At 38.4% G+C, this 18,083-nt stretch carries 13 protein-coding genes and 1 pseudogene; 3 read left to right on the top strand and 11 right to left on the bottom strand.

The features are described 5' to 3' along the window. Window positions 1-74: 74 nt before the first annotated feature. The 10 genes and pseudogenes from deoB to V7124_RS04385 form a co-directional block, all read right to left on the bottom strand. The gene (gene deoB, locus V7124_RS04430) at window positions 75-1,253 is read right to left on the bottom strand and encodes a phosphopentomutase (protein WP_335486502.1); all 1,179 of its coding nucleotides are present in this window, start codon (window positions 1,251-1,253) and stop codon (window positions 75-77) included. Then, on the bottom strand, window positions 1,250-2,659 hold the full coding sequence (locus tag V7124_RS04425) for an MFS transporter (RefSeq protein WP_335486500.1): 1,410 nt from the start codon (window positions 2,657-2,659) through the stop codon (window positions 1,250-1,252). The genes deoB and V7124_RS04425 overlap by 4 nt, the downstream gene beginning before the upstream one ends. A gap of 159 nt (window positions 2,660-2,818) precedes the next feature. Next, window positions 2,819-3,532 carry a purine-nucleoside phosphorylase gene (deoD, locus tag V7124_RS04420; RefSeq protein ID WP_335414727.1) on the bottom strand — a complete coding sequence of 238 codons (714 nt, stop codon included), beginning with the start codon at window positions 3,530-3,532 and terminating at the stop codon, window positions 2,819-2,821. 288 nt (window positions 3,533-3,820) lie between these two features. Continuing rightward, complete coding sequence (locus V7124_RS04415; RefSeq protein WP_335414356.1) at window positions 3,821-4,531, bottom strand: response regulator transcription factor; 711 nt, start codon at window positions 4,529-4,531, stop codon at window positions 3,821-3,823. A gap of 1 nt (window position 4,532) precedes the next feature. Continuing rightward, window positions 4,533-7,187, bottom strand: coding sequence for a sensor histidine kinase (locus V7124_RS04410; RefSeq protein ID WP_335486496.1), 2,655 nt, complete (start codon window positions 7,185-7,187; stop codon window positions 4,533-4,535). Between the two features lie 178 nt (window positions 7,188-7,365). Beyond that, entirely contained in the window at window positions 7,366-8,331 is a 966-nt protein-coding gene (arcC, locus tag V7124_RS04405) for a carbamate kinase (protein WP_335486675.1), read from the bottom strand. Window positions 8,332-8,373: 42 nt separating this feature from the next. Next, window positions 8,374-8,739: pseudogene (locus V7124_RS04400) on the bottom strand (DUF2877 domain-containing protein); the annotation flags it as partial. Window positions 8,740-9,242: 503 nt separating this feature from the next. Beyond that, window positions 9,243-10,505, bottom strand: coding sequence for a DUF1116 domain-containing protein (locus V7124_RS04395; protein ID WP_335486493.1), 1,263 nt, complete (start codon window positions 10,503-10,505; stop codon window positions 9,243-9,245). Between the two features lie 96 nt (window positions 10,506-10,601). Beyond that, window positions 10,602-12,350, bottom strand: a complete 1,749-nt coding sequence (gene fdrA, locus V7124_RS04390; protein WP_335486490.1) for an acyl-CoA synthetase FdrA — start codon at window positions 12,348-12,350, stop codon at window positions 10,602-10,604. Between the two features lie 125 nt (window positions 12,351-12,475). Further along, window positions 12,476-13,744: an MFS transporter gene (locus V7124_RS04385; RefSeq protein ID WP_335486487.1), complete on the bottom strand. Its 1,269-nt coding sequence runs from the start codon at window positions 13,742-13,744 to the stop codon at window positions 12,476-12,478. A 297-nt stretch (window positions 13,745-14,041) separates the two neighbouring features. On the opposite strand from V7124_RS04385, the gene V7124_RS04380 reads away from it, so the two are divergent. Continuing rightward, window positions 14,042-14,905: an alpha/beta hydrolase gene (locus V7124_RS04380; RefSeq protein ID WP_335486484.1), complete on the top strand. Its 864-nt coding sequence runs from the start codon at window positions 14,042-14,044 to the stop codon at window positions 14,903-14,905. A gap of 216 nt (window positions 14,906-15,121) precedes the next feature. Here V7124_RS04380 and V7124_RS04375 read toward each other — a convergent pair whose 3' ends face one another. Continuing rightward, entirely contained in the window at window positions 15,122-16,198 is a 1,077-nt protein-coding gene (locus V7124_RS04375) for a diguanylate cyclase (RefSeq protein ID WP_335486481.1), read from the bottom strand. A 455-nt stretch (window positions 16,199-16,653) separates the two neighbouring features. Between V7124_RS04375 and V7124_RS04370 the strand changes: the two genes are divergently transcribed. After that, a complete protein-coding gene (locus V7124_RS04370; RefSeq protein WP_335486479.1) occupies window positions 16,654-17,142 on the top strand; it encodes a sigma-70 family RNA polymerase sigma factor in 489 nt (162 codons plus the stop codon). 411 nt (window positions 17,143-17,553) lie between these two features. Next, window positions 17,554-18,081: a competence protein ComK gene (locus V7124_RS04365; RefSeq protein WP_335486477.1), complete on the top strand. Its 528-nt coding sequence runs from the start codon at window positions 17,554-17,556 to the stop codon at window positions 18,079-18,081. Window positions 18,082-18,083 lie beyond the last annotated feature (2 nt).

The raw sequence follows: 18,083 nt of genomic DNA, 5'->3' as shown, positions 1-18,083 counted from the left end.
TCAATATCCTTTTCTTAAGGTTTTAAACAAAAACCCCAAAAATAAATTTTTGGGGTTTTTTGTATCGTAACATATTATTTTAGGAATTGTAAGAATGATTGACCGTATTTAGGCATATTCACATCGAAATTATCTGCGATGGTTGCACCAATATCAGCAAATGTATCATTTTCAGGTAATTTACCAGAGTCCTTTAATTGTTTCGAATAGACTAATACAGGAATATATTCACGAGTATGATCTGTTCCTGGAAATGTTGGATCATTACCATGGTCAGCCGTAATCATTAATAAATCATCCTCTTGGATTGTATCGAAAACTTCGTCTAAACGTTTATCAAATGCTTCTAATGCTTTTCCATAGCCTTCTGGGTCACGGCGATGTCCATATAAGGCATCAAAATCGACTAAATTTAAGAAACTCATCCCTGTAAAATCTTTCTTTATGACTTCGAGCAATTTGTCCATTCCATCCATGTTGTCTTTCGTACGAATGGATTCTGTAACCCCTTCGCCATCAAAGATATCATTAATTTTTCCAATGGCGATTACATCATAACCTCCATCTTGAAGGCTATTCATGACTGTTTTCTCAAATGGTTTTAATGCATAGTCATGACGATTGGATGTTCTAGTAAAGTTCCCAGGTTCGCCCACATATGGTCTTGCGATAATTCGACCGATTAAATAAGCAGGGTCTTTTGTGATTTCTCGAACCTTTTCACAAATATCATATAATTCTTCAAGCGGAATAATTTCTTCATGAGCTGCAATTTGCAGAACTGGGTCAGCTGACGTATAGACAATCAAATCTCCCGTTTTCATTTGATGCTCCCCATATTCATCAAGAATGGCTGTTCCGCTTGCAGGTTTATTCGCGACTACTTTACGACCTGTTATTTCTTCAATCTGTTTGATTAATTTGTCTGGGAATCCATTTGGATACACATTAAATGGTTGATCAATATTCAAGCCCATGAGTTCCCAATGGCCTGTCATGGTATCTTTCCCAACTGATTTTTCTTGTAATTTCGTATAATAGGCAAGAGGTTTGTCCGCTTTCGGTACACCTAAGATTTCTTCAATATTAGATAGTCCTAATTTTGCTAGATTTGGTACATTCAATCCATTCATATACTCCGCAATGTGCAGGAGCGTATGAGAACCGACATCATTGAATTGTGCCGCATCTTTTCCTTCGCCAATCCCTACGGAATCCATAACAATCAAGTGTACTCGTTTAAATTTCTTCACGCTGCTCGCTTCCCTTGATTTAGAATGTTATTGTCTTTTTTACGGCCCACTAAAGCCCAGAATAAAACAATCGCAAATAGAGCAATGACTGCAACAATGAAGATAATGGAACCATAGTTCAATGCTGCTGCATTATCTGTCGTAAAGCTCAAAAAGCCAAATTGTAAATCTTTCTTATCTATTAAAACGGCTGAATAAGTGAAACCAGCTGACATCGCGATATTGATGCATAAATTATAGAATCCTAATGCTGTACCTGATTTTTCAACGGGTACATTTTTAATACTTGTATCGATTAACGGCGCATATAACAAGGCAAAGCTACATGAAAATAAAATAAGAGAAATAACAAATACAGTAATAGATGAATCAACAAAGATGGCACCCATTAAGATACTAATCGTGATTAAACTCATTGCTAAATAGATACATTGCTTACTAGTTAAATATTTCCCTATTTTTCCTGAAAATGCCCCCACTGTTGCAGCTAACAAACACGCAGGGATGAACATTAACGAAACTGTATCCAATTTGACATCATATACAGTAGTTAACAGGAACGAAAGAGCATTTAGCGCATAAGCAGCATAAGTAGAATAAATAATAAATGCTACTAATAATACAGATAAAAATTGTTTGTTCTTAAAGAATTCAATGGTAATAAATGCATTTTTCTTTTTACTAATATAGAATAAGAACACAATAACAGATGCAACGAAGAGGATAAAAAGTCCCCAATTGAAATAGGACATGTACAACATGATAGAAGTAGCAACTGTTGCAATTAAAATAAGTCCGATAAAATCAACATAATTTTTCTTTCTTTCTTCTTTTGGCAAATATTTTAGAATGAATGGCAGTAATAATAAGCTTAGTAAAGGAATTAAAAACAAGTTTTGCCATTGCAGATAAGTAGTAACAAATCCGCCTGTTAATATACCAATAACGGTCGCAAGCTGGTAACTACTTGTACTAAATCCCAAATATTTTTTTTGATCTGCTGCACTTGCGTATTTAGCGACAAATATTAAGTAAAGTGTTTCCGTTGCCCCTAAACCAGCAGATTGGATGATTCTTGAAAAAACGAGTAACCAATAATTATCAGATACAATATAACCAAGTAAAGAACCCGCACAAATTAGAATAATACCGACTACTAGTAAATTTCGCACGCTAATCGAATCAGATAAAGAAGAATAAACAACTGCGCCGATCCCAATCACTAAACCTGCAAGCGTTACTTGCCAACTTACCGTACTTGCCGATACGCCAAAATACTTTACTAAATCTGGTGAAATAATTTTAAAAGAGTTATCGATAACGAGTGAAAAAATCATTAAAAGTAATACGACCGGAACGGTTTTACTTAAGTTTACAACCGGTTTATTTTCAATTGAGCTATTCATGATAGTACCTCCAGTATAACTAATGCTCTTCTGCGAGCAAAGTTGAATAACAGCGTTTTCAATATGTGGATAAAAGGTACCTTCCTTCACCTCATTTGGGGTGAAGGAGGCTTGTCTACGATTTTTTATATCCTAAGTTTTTACATAGAAAAAACAAATTTACGCTAATTCTAATGCGATTTCCATCATTTTCGTAAAGGCAGTTTGACGTTCTTCGGTAGAAGTCTGTTCACCTGTAATTAAATGATCGCTTACCGTTAAAATACATAATGCGTTTACACGAGCTTGAGCAGCGTTCCAATATAATGAAACAGATTCCATCTCAACACTCAAAATACCCATATCCTGCCATTTTTTTATCGCTGTTGGATCAGCACTATAAAAGACATCGCTTGATAAGATGTTTCCAACGTGAACTTTCTGTCCTTTTTCGTCTGCTACTTTTTTTGCTTTTTCCAAAAGCTCAAAAGAAGCAGTTAATGGAAATTGTCCAGGTAAATTAAATTGCTGACCAAAATTGGAATCCGTTGCGGTTCCCATCCCTAAAATAACATCATATAAATTGATATTTTCTTGCATGGCACCACAAGTACCAATTCTAATTAAATTTTTAACTCCAAAGACATTGATTAATTCCCAAGAATAGATCCCCATGCTTGGTGCACCCATTCCAGTACCCATAACAGAAATTTTCTTACCTTTGTACGTGCCTGTATAGCCTAACATTCCTCTTACTTCGTTAAAGCACTCGTAATTTTCTAAAAAGGTTTCCGCAATAAACTTTGCTCTTAAAGGATCCCCGGGTAACAGTACCGTTTCAGCTATTTCAACACCGTTTGGTTTAATATGAGGCGTTTCTTTAGTATTAACCATCATTTTTTTTGCTCCTTTAGTTAAAAATATGCTTTGCTTAGACATGTCTATTTTTTATACAAGTTAAAAATATCATAACTTTTTAATTGAAGCAAGCACTTTCATAGAATAATATAATAGACAATAAATGCCAGAGGGGCGGTTCGGTTATTTGTGCAGTTGTTGATACACGGTGACTACGTAAGTGTCAAAAAGCCCCTTATCCAATGAGCGGATTAGGGGCTTTTTATTGTTTACGAAATTTACTTTTCATAAATTCGAAATAAGGAGGAAAAGTGACAGTCACCCTTACTGGTCTGACCCTCGAAGCATATAGCCAAGACCAGGATACGTAACGATGTATTCCTCTTTTTCCTGTGCCAGTTCTTTTATCTTTCTGCGAATTCTGGCAATACCAACACGCACATATTCAACATCATTTTGGTACTGCGGTCCCCATACCTCAGATAATAATTTTTTATGAGGAACGATTTTATCTAAATTAAGCGCTAATAGTTCAATAACAGAATACTCTGTTTGAGTAAACTTTAACTCTTCTTCATGTATCCAGCATCGTTTACTGCCAACGTCAATGACAAGCTCTCCCGAATGGATAACCGGGCTATTCATTATCTTTTCATCATCGATAGTTGCCCGACTCCTCCTCAGAACAGCATTCACCCTGGCGAACAGCTCATCTAATGAAAAAGGCTTTGTTAAATAATCATCGGCTCCGACATTCAGTCCCTGAACTTTATCCTTTGGATTGCTTCTAGCTGTCAGCATAATGATTGGGACACTTGAAAACTTCCGAACTTTCTCTAATACTTCAAAACCATCCTGTCCCGGCATCATAATATCAAGCAAGATTAAATCCGGTGAAATAAGGTCGAATTTATCAAATAATTCTTCGCCGGATCCCACCGTTGTCACATCGTAACCAATCGATTTTAAGTTTGCCGATACAAATCGTAAAATTTTTGGTTCATCATCAACGATACAAATCATTTGATTTTTCAAATTATTCCCTTCCCTTCATTACAGGAAATAAGAGTGTAAAGGTGCTTCCGTTTCCAGGCTCACTCATCACCTCAATTTTACCTTCATGTGCTTCCATAATTCCGACGCATATGGCCAGTCCTAAACCAGTGCCGCCTCTTCGTCTTGTCGCAGTTACATCAACCTGGTAAAAATGATTAAATATTTTTTCAATATCATCTTTAGAGATGCCTATTCCATTATCGGATACGGAGATTGTAAAATAATCTTTTTCCATGTTTAAGTGAATATCAATTTTCTTCACTTCAGCATCATTATAACGTAAAGCATTCGTAAATAGGTTGACTAGAACCTGCTGGACCCTCACTTTATCAGCATAAAGTGGAAAATCCTTTCTCAGAATATTGCGGAAGTGAAAAACTGCATCTGCTCGAAGTGCCAGCGGAATTTGCTCCAATGACTTTTGAATCACAAGTTCAGCAGAAATCATCTCACGCTCCACATACAACGACCCGGATTCAATTTTCGAAATATCCATCCAGTCGTTGACCAGATCCAGGATTCTTTCAATATCTTCATGAACTCCCTCTAAAAGCTCCTGTTGAAATTCCGGTTCCCACTCTACCTCAGGACGCAGTAATGTTTCAACGCTGCCCTTAATATTGGTAATCGGTGTTTTAAATTCGTGTGAAGTGAGTGAAATGAGATTATTCTTTAATGTATCGATCTCTTCTTCCTTCGTAATATCACGGAGCATTAAGCCTTCCCCAATGACGTCATCATCGAGCATGACTGAAAATTTGTGGAGAATATAGTACCTTGGCTTCATGGATTTTTGCTTGTATTCTAATTTTATTTCACCTTTCTTATCCATAAAGAAAGCTTGCAGATCTTGTTTGTTAACATCAAATAAATCTATAATTCTCTTGAATACATCCTCAATATCATATAACTCATGGTTTTCTGTAAGATCTTCACACATTTCCGGGATAACTCGCATGCCCTTTTCAAGCGTAACAACTTGAAGGAAAAATTCATTTACATATTCTACTATTTTTTGATTGTTGATCAGCATTAAGCCTACTGACATACTGTCTAATACGGCCTCGAGTACGGCATGCTTATTCCGGATTGTTTCAAATAAAAACTTATTTTGCAGCATGACAGCTAAGGATCCCGCAAAAGTATGTAGGAACTCTTGATCACTCGCCTTGATGGATTGTTCACTACTGAGGTCAACAAGTAAATACCCATTATAGAAATTTTCAATATGAATGGGTTCTATATGCTGCTGAACACCAGCCATTTGCATTTTTAAATAATCGAATAAGTTTTGATTTCTATAAATCTTCTCACTTGTAACAGCCTGATCTTGAAAAAATACATGAATGGAATAATCCAAAAATGGTTTAATTTCTTTTAGGCAATGTTGGATAAAATCGGCTATATCTTTTTCTGATGAAACGGAAGTAATCAATTTGTTTACGGCTCTTAATTCTAGGTTTCTACTCTTTAAATTTGCTGTTCTTTCCTGTACCCTGGTCTCAAGCTCAGTATTTAGTTTAATGAGCTCATCCTTATTTCTCTCCACTTCCTCGATCATACCGCTGAAATGTATCGATAGCTCTTCAAATTCCTTAGGACCACTTACATTTTTTAGCTCCACCATTTTGTCCCAGTAACCATTCGTATAAGCTTTAATATATTGAAGCAAATTCCTAATCGTTTTTTCCAGCCGATTAGCAAAAAAATAACTAATCCCGACCATAACGATTGCGATAATGACTATAAACATGATGATAGTAAAAATGGCATTTTTATACGTGTTTGTCAGTACGGAAGCAGGTTTTCCGATCCAAATTGTCCAACCGCCAAAAACATTAAGTTTTTCATAGGTAATGAACACTTTTCCAGAGCCATTCTGCTTAAAATATTCACCCCCGTGCTGGGCATGCTCGGCATTGATATAGGTAACAATTGGGTCATCCGATAAATTTACTAATTCCACTTTTGTACTAAAGTCGGGATGGATAATCACATTGTTTTTATGGTCCAAAACAACAGCATAGCCTTCTTTTCCAAAGCTTCGTTGTTTTATATGTTCTTCCAATGAGGTAAGATCTAACGCTCCTAATATATAACCATCTAAATTTCCATCCTCCCCCAAAATCGGGACAGCTATCGTAACAAGCAGGTTATTCGAGCCTCCCCTGCCAGGGAAAACAGAGGAAATAACCGTTTCTTTTTTCTCAAGCAATTCTTTATAATATTGCCTGTCACTGAAATTTTGTTTTTTTACTACATCCTCATATTCGGTAATTTCTGGGTAGAAGACAAGTGCCTCCCCATTCCTATCGCCCATATAAAGATTAATAAATCCTGGGTATTTATCTTTGATGTATCGAAGCTGCTTCTGGATAGTTGCAATATTCCGACCTGCAAACTCCTCTTTGATATCGGGAACCCGGGTCTCTATCGCAGTTTGATACTCTTGAACATAGTTAATAATGTAATCCCCAAGAAATTTTGTTGTTTGAGCTTGGCTTTTTTGATTTTCATCAATCAGGGAGGATAGTTGATAGATTTGAATGATGCCGAGAAGGACGATTGAAACGAGCGTAATGGAAAAAAAGGAATAAATTAGTTCTTTTTTAAATGAGCGTGACTTCTTCTTCATACGAATACTCCTTTTACTTCCCAATGAACTTATCTATCAATTTATAAAAAATTATATCAACAGATTTCATCTTGAACGAAGGCTATAAAAGAACATTCAATGACAAAATGCGTCAAGCCCTCGAACATTTCGACTTAGCACGAGGGCTTGACGCTAACGGTACCTGCCTTACCTTAGATCATGCTAATAATGCTTGAGGGAGACCATATTTGGTAATATGCGTTCCCGCTTTACCTTCTAAAGCTAAGTCCGCCTGGTCAAGTGAACAAATGATGGCTCTGCCGCCTTGTTCGGCAAATTTCATTGCCGCTTCCATTTTAGGACCCATGCTGCCAGCAGAAAATTGGCCTTCTTTTACATATTGGTTCGCTTCTTTGAGAGTGACATCCGTTAAAGCTCTTTGGTTAGGGGTTCCATAATTTACATAAACATTTTGCACATCAGTTAAAACCATGAAGACCTCTGCTTCCACTTCCTGAGCTAATCTGAAGGCGCTCCGGTCCTTATCAATAACCGCTTCGATTCCGGAAAGTGTACCGTCTTCGTTTGTAACCACTGGGATTCCACCGCCGCCTGCTGCAATAACAATCCCTTGTTCATCCGTTAACTTCTTCACAATATCGGAACCGAGAATAGATTTCGGCATTGGCGAGGCAACCGCTCGTCTCCAGCCTCGTCCTGCATCCTCCATTACGACCCAATTTTTTTCTTCTGCTAATGCTTTTGCCTCTTCTTCGGTAAAAAATACCCCGATTGGCTTGGTAGGATTTTCAAATGCAGGGTCATCCTTGTCTACTTCCGTTTGTGTTAATAAACTAACAACAGGATGATGTAAATTAAGTTTACGTAATTCATTTTTAAGGGTTTGTTCCATCATATAACCAATAAATCCTTGGGATTCAGCACTGCATACATCTAATGGGAATGGAGGAACTACATCCTTCGCTTCCTCGTTTTGACGTAAAATATTGCCGACCTGCGGGCCATTTCCATGGGTAATAATAACTCTATGGCCATTTTTAACAATGCGGGCAATAATTTCACTGCATTTTCTTACATTTTCTAATTGGTTTTCATAGGTTGCTTCTTGATTTGGTTGTAAAATTGCGTTCCCGCCTAAAGCGATTACTACTCTTTCTGCCATTATTCGTTTCCTCCGATTTAATATTGATAGTAAACCAATCAACATCCCGAATGCAGTGTCCAGACCGGAGCTATGTCCCATCATCAATAAATGGAGCAAATGGTTTTCTACCGCTCGAGCATCGTCTGCATTGATTGCATTTAGTAAATTGACAATCGATGAGCTAAACTCACCGTTTAAGGCATAAAGCAAGTATTCATTACCAATGTCGGTTGTGACCTTTTCCTGTTCAAGAATCTGCTTTAATGTCCCTAAAAAAACAGAACTAAAGGGGTTGGAAATTAACTGTATAGACAATAACCCCACGAGATGGTCATCTCCGGATGGTGTCAATCCCTTACCCCGCCCCAAAAAATATCGGAGTATCTTTTCCGCTTCATCCGACTCATCGGAATAGATTGCATCCATTAATCGGCAAACCTGCATTGCAATGGGATTTTCTTGCTGGCGGTTTTCCAAATAATGAAGTACAAACTGTTCAATATCTAAATCTAAACCAGTCCCTTCGTCATAATTCAGCAATACTTGAACAAAGGTTTGGATGGACTGGGGAAAGGTTGAAGAAGGTGAAGAAGGATTAACTATATTTTGAAACGGTACACCGCATTCCAAACTGACTGCCAAACACGTATTTTTAAAAATTAATCGTTTTGATTCTTCGTTCCAATAGACCACTAAAGAACGATGAATGGAGGCTGTTAGCTCTTTAAGTGTCTCCTTCTGAAGATGCATTCCAAATGGAAGTCTGCCATTTTTCACCGTACCGATAAAAATTAACCGTTCTCCCATTCGGATGTTGATTCCATTTTCAAAAATGCTGTGCACGAATCCCGTCCTGTTATGTTTCAGAAAAAGAGGAATATTTTGTTGATATTCCCCTATATAAATGAGTTTGTTGTTCATCTTTCCGGTTAAATGAGCCCTAACTTTTCAGCATATGCTTCGATTGCCTTTTCAAAGCATGCTTTTGGGGCACGAACCGTTCCGGCACCAACTTGTCCAACTCCGGCATTTTTGTGGGCAATACCCGTGTTAATAACTGGCTCGATTCCTGTTTCTACAACCTTGCGGGCGTCAATTCCCAGACATGCTCCTTGGAAATCCCAAGTTGGTATCGTGAAATTGCTATTTTGGTCAATACAAATTTCCATCATTTCGTTGCTGGTTGAAAGAGCATCTTGGAAGCCGCCAGCACCAACAAATCGAGTAACACCTGGTGCTGCAATCATCGCCATGCCTCCGACACCAAATGTTTCGGTTATCGCACTGTCTCCAATATCCGGATTGGCATCGTCTTGAGTATAGCCGGTAAAGAACAGACCTTGCGGCGTATTAACGGGTGCAGTAAACCATTGATCACCCATGCCACTGATGCGAATACCAAACTCCTTACCATTACGGGACATGGCTGTAACGACTGTTCCTTCCTCAATTTTCCTCGCTCCGTCCAACACTGCTTTACTTGTTGCCATGGCAATATTTAAGAAGAATTGATCCGTATTTGCAAGGAATTGGATGACATCTTTTAGCTGCTTAGCATCCATATCCAATTGAACAATGTACGGGCTGATTTCTTTTAAGAAAATTAATGATGATGCGATATTACGCTGGTGGAACTCATCCCCCATGGTAATCGCCTTGGCAATCATTACATTTAAATTTAATCCATCTTCTGTTAACTTTAATGCCCTAGAAATCGTTGGTCCTAAAACATTTTGCATCCATTTTAGACGAGTGACTACTTCTTCAGAATACGCACCGAAACGAAGTACTTTTCCAATTCCCTCGTTCATGATGCAATAAGCTTCATTTCCTTCACTGCGGTTTTCTACAACCAATACAGGCATATTGGCAGAGGTAATTCCCCCCATTGGTCCAACAGCATTTACATGATGACATGGGATAAATGTAACTTCCCCGTTCACTAGCATCTGCTCAGCCTCTTCCGCTGTTTCCGCCCAGCCTTCAAAAAGGCTTGCACCGATACATGATCCTTGCATAGGACCCGTCATTTCCTCCCACTTAATTGGCGGACCTGCATGGAGTAACACTTTTCCTTCATTTAATTCTTTAATCTTTTCTTTTGCTGGAACAACATCAACAAGAAATGGTGCTGATCCGACAATTTTTCCAATAACCGCCTTATTTGCTTCATCAATAGAGTTGTATTTCATGATAATCCTCCTAAAAGTTTACTAGAATGCTAGCTTTACAGATTCTATTTTTAGAGAACACTAGAAGATAAGTTCCTTCCTTGTTCTGATTTATGATTACTTCAATAGGCTTAGAATTTTTCTCATTCTTTCGTTTCCGCCAGCAATCGGTCTCCAGTCATACTGAACCACTGGCGTTCCATTCGCGACAATGGCATCGGTAAAGCTCTTTAAGCCGACATTAATAATGCTTGGTTTCGTATTTACGAATGCCATGATTTGTTCTGAAACCGTTAAATCGAACTCTTTTGCTGGGGTTTCCGTTACTTCATGCGTCTTTTGTTCATCGTGAACCTGAAGTCCAACAATACTTAATGCTGTTCGGACAGCTTCATTATTATTATTTTTTACAATGATGCCGGCCTCTTGAAGGCGGTTGATATGACCTTGATAATCTTGTGGATCATTTTCAGTCCCACATACAAATGCCACTACATAGAGGCTGCGGTCATTTTCTTTGGCATGAGCGACTGCCTTTTGAATCGATGGCAAGAGGGCGCTGGCCATGTCTTCATGCGACCCATACCCAAGTACAAAATCAAGAAGGATGACAGCTGTTTTTTCATCTTGGGCCGCTTTTTCAATAAATTTTGCACGTGTTTCCGGATCTATCATTGGATGTGGCTTCCCTTGGGTATATTTATCATCTCCAAGGTCGACAACCTCATGTCCGTCACGCTTCAAGACATATCCGTCTTCATTTGTAATCTGCGTACCCAATCCTAGTGAATCGGAAATTAACACAGCTGCTTCCGAGGCCATCGTTCCACCAGAGAATAGACCTTTGATCGAAGTTTGTCCTTGTTTTAAAGAAACATATGGTACAGAAAAGTCTCCCGCATTGTAATCTGCTTTTATTTCATTTCCTCTTAACAGGTCAACAGCAATTTGAGCTGTTTCTGCTAATGTATAAGCTTGATAGATATTCCCTTCGTGCTTCGTTGGTTTTTCGCCAAGGAAAATCGTTACAACCGGTTTTGACAGGCTGTGAAGCAATTCGACAACCTGATTGCGCACTTCTTTTGCCGGCGGCTTAGAAATGACGACAATCACGTCTGTTTGTGGATGGTTTTCTAAAGCCTTAATTCCGTCCATCATGGTAATCGCACCGATTGGTTCTTTTAGGTCACGGCCGCCTGTACCAATGGCATGACTGACGCCTTCACCTAAGCGATCGATGATGGTTGTTACCTCTTGGATTCCTGTACCCGAAGCACCGACAATTCCAATGCGCCCTTTATTTATAACGTTAGCAAAGGCAATGGGAACCCCGTCAATAATACCTGTTCCACAGTCAGGACCCATTACAAGCAGGCCTTTCTCGTGTGCTTTTTGCTTAAGCTGGACTTCATCCACCACCGGGATATTATCACTGAATAGAAAGACGTGAAGCCCCATATCTAACGCTTTATTCGCTTCTTCTGCTGCATATTGTCCTGGTACTGAAATTAATGCCATGTTTGCATTTGGCAATGTTTTTATTGCCCTATCCCAAGTACGAACCGTTTCAAACGCCTGAGTCTTACCGCTTATCGATTGATCTTTTAAATATTGCTCAACCTTCTCAAGTACTTCTTCGACTTTTCCGGCATCCTCTGTATCAACAACAATGGCCATGTCATTTGATTCTGCCGTCTCCAATTCTTCTGTATAAAGGCCGGCATCCTTAAAAATATCCTTGTTTGCTGGTGTAGCCATCATGATTTGAACCTTACTTATGCCCTCAGTAGTTGCCACCGCGTTCGTGAGAAGCATCAAGTTAATTGAATCTTGATAGGAATTCTTTTGTATGATTGTATGAAGCACGTTGATCACCTCTAAAGTATTTGTTGATTCTTGTTATTGTCAGGCTCTTTTCTTGTCTATTGTTAAAAGGATTCGTTTTGGAAAGCTGCCGAAACGAATCCTTAATAGAGTTTTGATTAAAAAGCTTAAGCTGCTTTAGCACCTTCGACGTTTGGTCTGTTATCTTCCCGAATAAACATGACGGCAATCGTACCAACTACGAGAAGCGCTCCTGCGAAATAAAAACCAGTGTTTAAGCTGCCTGTAACATCGGTAAGGTACCCGGTAATGTATGGAGCCAATATGGATCCGCACATCCCGATGAAGTTATAGACGCCAAATGATGTACTGTAAGCATGTTTAGGCGCATTGTCGGCAATAACCGCCACCAAAACCGGGTTGGTACTAATTTTTCCAAAAATTCCATAACCGATTAAGGCAATATATAAAACGGCCATGCTATCGAAGAATACAATCGAAACGAGCGCAATAATGGACAATGGCATCATGATCAGCAGAACTGGTTTACGTTTACCCATTTTATCGGCAATCCAGCTGAAAAGAATCGAACCTGGAATCGCTGCCCATGGAACGAGCGAAGAAACAAAGGCAACGCTTCCGCCCGTAATGCCGCGTTCATGCTCCAAATAGTAAGGAATCCAAGTAATAACCACGAAAAACGCATAAATGGCTGCAAAGATCGTAATATAGGCACAGATTAAGTTTCGGTTCTTAAATAATTCCCCAAGCTTCAGCTTTTGACCATTATTTTGAGCTGCTTTTTCCGCTTTTGATTTTGGTTTGTCTTTAATCACCCACCACATGGCCAAACCAACTAGAACGACAAGTACAGCAACGATGAAAAATGGAGTCTTCCAGCTCATGCCAAATTCATGAACCGTATAACTGGAAATATAGTAACCAAGCGAAGTACCAAATGCCATCCCGCTATTAATAATGGCACTGCCTAATGTAATTCTGTGTTTCGGAATGGCTTCAGACGATAATCCATAGGATGGTCCGTAAAAGAATCCTTGAAAGATCCCGACCATCAGCCAGGCAGACATAAAGTAAAAGAATGTTGGCATCATTCCAGTTACTGCTGCCATAATACCAAACAGGATAACACCAGGAACGAGGACACGTTTTTTGCCGATTTTGTCCCCCATTATTCCAGATGGGATGTTAAGTCCTGCATACCCAAGGAAAAAGATACTCATGATCATACCAAGCTGGGCATTGCTCAGTCCGAAATTCTGTTGGATATCCCCCATAATTGGATTCAAGATCGTACGGGTGGCGTATAGTACAATCCAACCCAAGAAGAACACCGTAACGATTTTTACCCAATACGGAATTTTTTCTTTCGGAGCGCCAATCTCAGGCTCCAATACCTTTTCTAACGGTTTTGCCATCTCATTTTTCCTCCCTAGAATAGTTTTTGCAGCTGTTGACAGAAAATAAAATAATGAATTAATTCAACCTCACTTAGACTATAAAAGAAGGAGCATTAAAGAAGCATAAAATTGAAAGGGATTACATTACAAAAACATTAAAACTTCAGAAAAAGATATAGAAAACGAGGTTCACTTCAAGCAAACATTAAAAAAACATAAAAGATTCTCTGCTTTTATTCTTTTCGAATGCATTTGTACTATAATGTAAAACAGAATTTGAGAGATTAGTATGATTCAAAAAGGAGGGGAAATAGGATGAAAACAACATTTGTTTATAAAGAAGTCAACGGATGTGAAATTAAAGGAGATTTTTATTCGGCTGGAGTAAGCTTTGCACCCCTGATTGTTTATATTCATGGCGGGGGCTTAATTTGGGGAACACGGGGCGATATGAAAAAGGAGCAAATTACCCTTTACCAACAGGCAGGCTTTAATGTTTGCTCCATCGATTACAGGCTTGCACCTGAATCTAAGCTTCCTGCGATTAAGGAGGATATTCAAGATGCCGTGATTTGGCTGAAGGAAAAAGGAGCAGTTAAATTTGGCTTTGACCCAGAGCGGATTGCTGTCATTGGCAGCTCTGCAGGTGGATATCTTGCCCTTTTATCCGGAACATTTCAGGTGAAACCAAAAGCTATTGTTTCGTTCTATGGGTATGGAGATATTACAGGAGATTGGTACCGTAGGCCGAGTCCTTATTTTTCTAAAATGACCACAGTACCAGAATTTCTTGCAAAGCAGCTTATTCAACGTAATATTATTTCCGAATCCCCTATCGAAAAACGCTTTGCCATTTATTTATACTGCCGGCAGCAAGGCAAATGGATTGACTACGCTGCCGGAAGCAGCGACAGGGATTTCCTCATGGAGTTTTGCCCTATCAACCAGATTACCACTAACTATCCACCGACGATGCTTCTTCACGGAGATACGGATGAAGATGTCCCTTATCAGCAATCCGTCATGATGAGCAGGGAGCTTGAACAATTTGGTGTCGATCATGAGCTGATTACCATTGCGAACGGAAAACATAGCTTTGATGATCAGATGAACAATCCGATCGTCATCGATGTATTTGATAAAGTCATTCGTTTTTTAAAAGATCATTTAGGGGACTAACCCACTAGCCTTGCACGTGTTGAAAAATAATACAAAAATGTAGTAAAAAGTATTTACTGAACAAAAAAAACTCCTATTGTAGAAGTTATAGACATTGTTATGTTCCCTAAACAAACAAGTCTTCTACAAAGGAGTTTTCCCATTGAGCAATAAAAATATAGGTCAAGAAATGTTAATGTGTCAACGCTTATCTCTTCTTCCAACAGTTGAGCAGGGCTAGTGGGTCTGACCCCAAACCTTATTTCTCCCTGTCCGTTTCGCCTCATAGACGGCATCGTCGGCTTGCTTTAGAAAAAGGTCTGGAGATTGAGTGGTTTCTAGAAAAGTAGATACTCCAATGGACGTCGTGAATCTAATTTGTTCCCCTTCTGGGAGAATGAAATGGTGATTTTCAACAGCAACCCGAATACGCTCCGCTACCTTTATGGCGATATCATGTTGGCAATTGGGCATCAAAACGGTAAATTCCTCTCCACCATTTCGTGAAACGATATCCTCTGAGCGTGTCCACTTCTTCAGAAGGGTACCTAACTGCTTAAGCACTTCGTCGCCAGCAGGATGCCCATAAGTGTCATTAATCTTTTTAAAGTAATCAATATCAATCATCAACAAAGAAAGCTTTTCATGATTTTTTATGGCTATTTCAATCGACGCATTAAGGGCCTCATCAAACTGTCGTACATTATAAAGTCCTGTCAGGAAGTCCGTTTTTGATTGGTGCTTAAGCTCATTAAACCTTTTATTAGAGTTATAGATATAGGTCGTACAAAGCAAGACAAGAGTTCCAGAAATGGCAGTCAATAGCCAATATTTAAAAATTAATTCAAAAACCTCAGGTGTCCATTTGTAAAACGAGCCATACACCAGATTGTTTATAAGTGCACTAAAGATTAGCATGTATATCCATTTCTGAATGGTAGAAATCCTTAACCTGGTGATAAAAGATGCTAAAATGGCTACAAAACTCATGCTTATTAGGGAGATCAAAACCGATTGGAAGGACCCCGCAAAAAATAAGATCTTATTTAAACAAAGGACAATCGTTGCAATCACGGCAGGAATGACACCGCCATAAAGAGCAGCAATTAATATCGCATAATGTCTAAAATCTACCAAAAAGTCCTCAGACAAATTAATACTAAAAAGCATAAGTACCGATCCAAAAATTCCTGCCAACAGACCAAAAAGAATCTTTTGCGTCAAGGTATGGTTAATAGGAAAACTCCGAACGATCATCCCACCTATAAAAATAAAGGTAATCGCACCGCATATATGGTTAATTATATCTATCAAAGTAATCCCCCAATTTACAATTATAACTTTATTATAGATCCCCAACCGATGAAAGGGCATACAAATTATACTTCTCCGATAACTCATTTCTTGCATATTTTGACCATTATGTGAATGAAGGTATAACATAAGCCCCTTTAGGTATATTTTACCACAAATTACAAATTTTCTATTATTAATCTCCTAAAAAGGGGTTTCTTACCTATGCAAAAACCCACTTTACTGCTTTAAACTTTAGCTGAGTGGGGGTCTGACCCCTCTTTATCTTTACTACTATCCCAAAAACAAATCCCATTCAAACATCTTCGTTCCAATTTGAATACAATTTTGCACTTTTAACCTGCTTTTTTATGGTAATTTTCAATTTTCCCTGGTTCGATTCCTTTATTTAATCGGGATATGGTAAAGCTACCTAGGAATAAAACGGAAGCGCGCTGCCCTGAAGGGTTTTACCAGTGGAGAGCTTTGACGAATTAGTTGTTCAGTATCAACCAATGATTCATAAGATTATCCAAACATTGCACATCTATAAAAATCAAAATGAATTCTATCAGACGGGGTTAATCGCACTTTGGGAGGCTTCACTGTCATTTGATGAAAAAAAAGGAAGTTTTACGAACTACGCTTACATTTATATGAAAGGAAAAATGTTATCGCAATTAACCCAAAACAACCAACATCGAGAAAAACTTACTTATCCGGAGGAGGAATTCTGGGAAACGATTGACAGTCAAGAATTACCTCAAATCCTTGAGAAGGAAACGATTCAAACCTATTGCGAAGGTCTTACGGAAAAAGAAATAAAATGGGTAGTCGCATCATCAATTGATCAACTTTCTATTAAGGAGATTGCCGAAAAGGAGAAGGTCTCACCCTCTGCCGTTAAGCAATGGAGGTCAGGGGCTAAAAGAAAATTAAAAGAAAAGATTGCAAATCATCACTAACGATTTTATTTCAAGCCGGGCAGCCGCTGCATTCACTGCCTGGTTTGGTCAAGATGTATCGTCATTATTTGACAAAAATGGACTATTTCCACAAAATATTCATGAATGGTACGCGTTCGTGGTACTATACTATACTATACTATACTGATATATGCTATTTTTTCATTAATGGTTTAATTAATGGTTAATGGCAGGAAAACACACTCCTAGAATTCGTTTTCAAAATATTATTCTGATTTATCCATTCCATTAAACTACCATCCGATCCTCTTTATTTTCATTACAACTAGTGTTACCCCACCTACAAATTATGGCTCTCTCATCTTGTATTCTTCTCATACGTGCAAACATTTTTTCCAAACTAACTGCTTTTTTGCATCAAAAAATCAAAATTATTTAGGAGTGAAGAATTTGGTTATTGAAAAGCACTATGTAATTAATCAGCATATGATGTACATGTTTGGGTTGCATGACCGAAATGCAAAGGTATGTACCCTGGTAAGAGAGTTCCACCGTGTTTTCATCGTAGATCGATCACCTTTGGAAATACTGGAAGATAGTCTCAGATGTATTGGATTTAATTTAAAAGGAGCCATGGACACTTCCAAACTCATCATTGGGAAAAATATGATGGGGCCTGTCTTGATCAACCATATACATAACATTTGTGTCTTTCCCAATAAATCTCATAAACCCGAAGATACCATTTGGTTTAATCCGTTCCATATCTTAAGAACACAAAGCTGTAAACGAAAAACAAACATAGAGTTTCGAAATAGGCTGATTCTCATGATTGATTCCAAACTTTATTCCTTTAATCACAAATTGAAATCAGCGGAGCAGTTAAGCCAAATTACCATCGAAAATGCTACGAACCCGGTATCCTATATCATTGAACCACCAAAGAAAGTTAGGAAAAGGAAGTCTAAAAAAAAATAATG

Source organism: Neobacillus niacini, from assembly GCF_036961885.1.
In the GTDB taxonomy this organism is placed as follows: domain Bacteria; phylum Bacillota; class Bacilli; order Bacillales; family Cytobacillaceae; genus Neobacillus; species Neobacillus niacini_H.
Note: the sequence above shows the minus strand (reverse complement) of the source record. Positions and strands in the feature narration are given on the sequence as shown.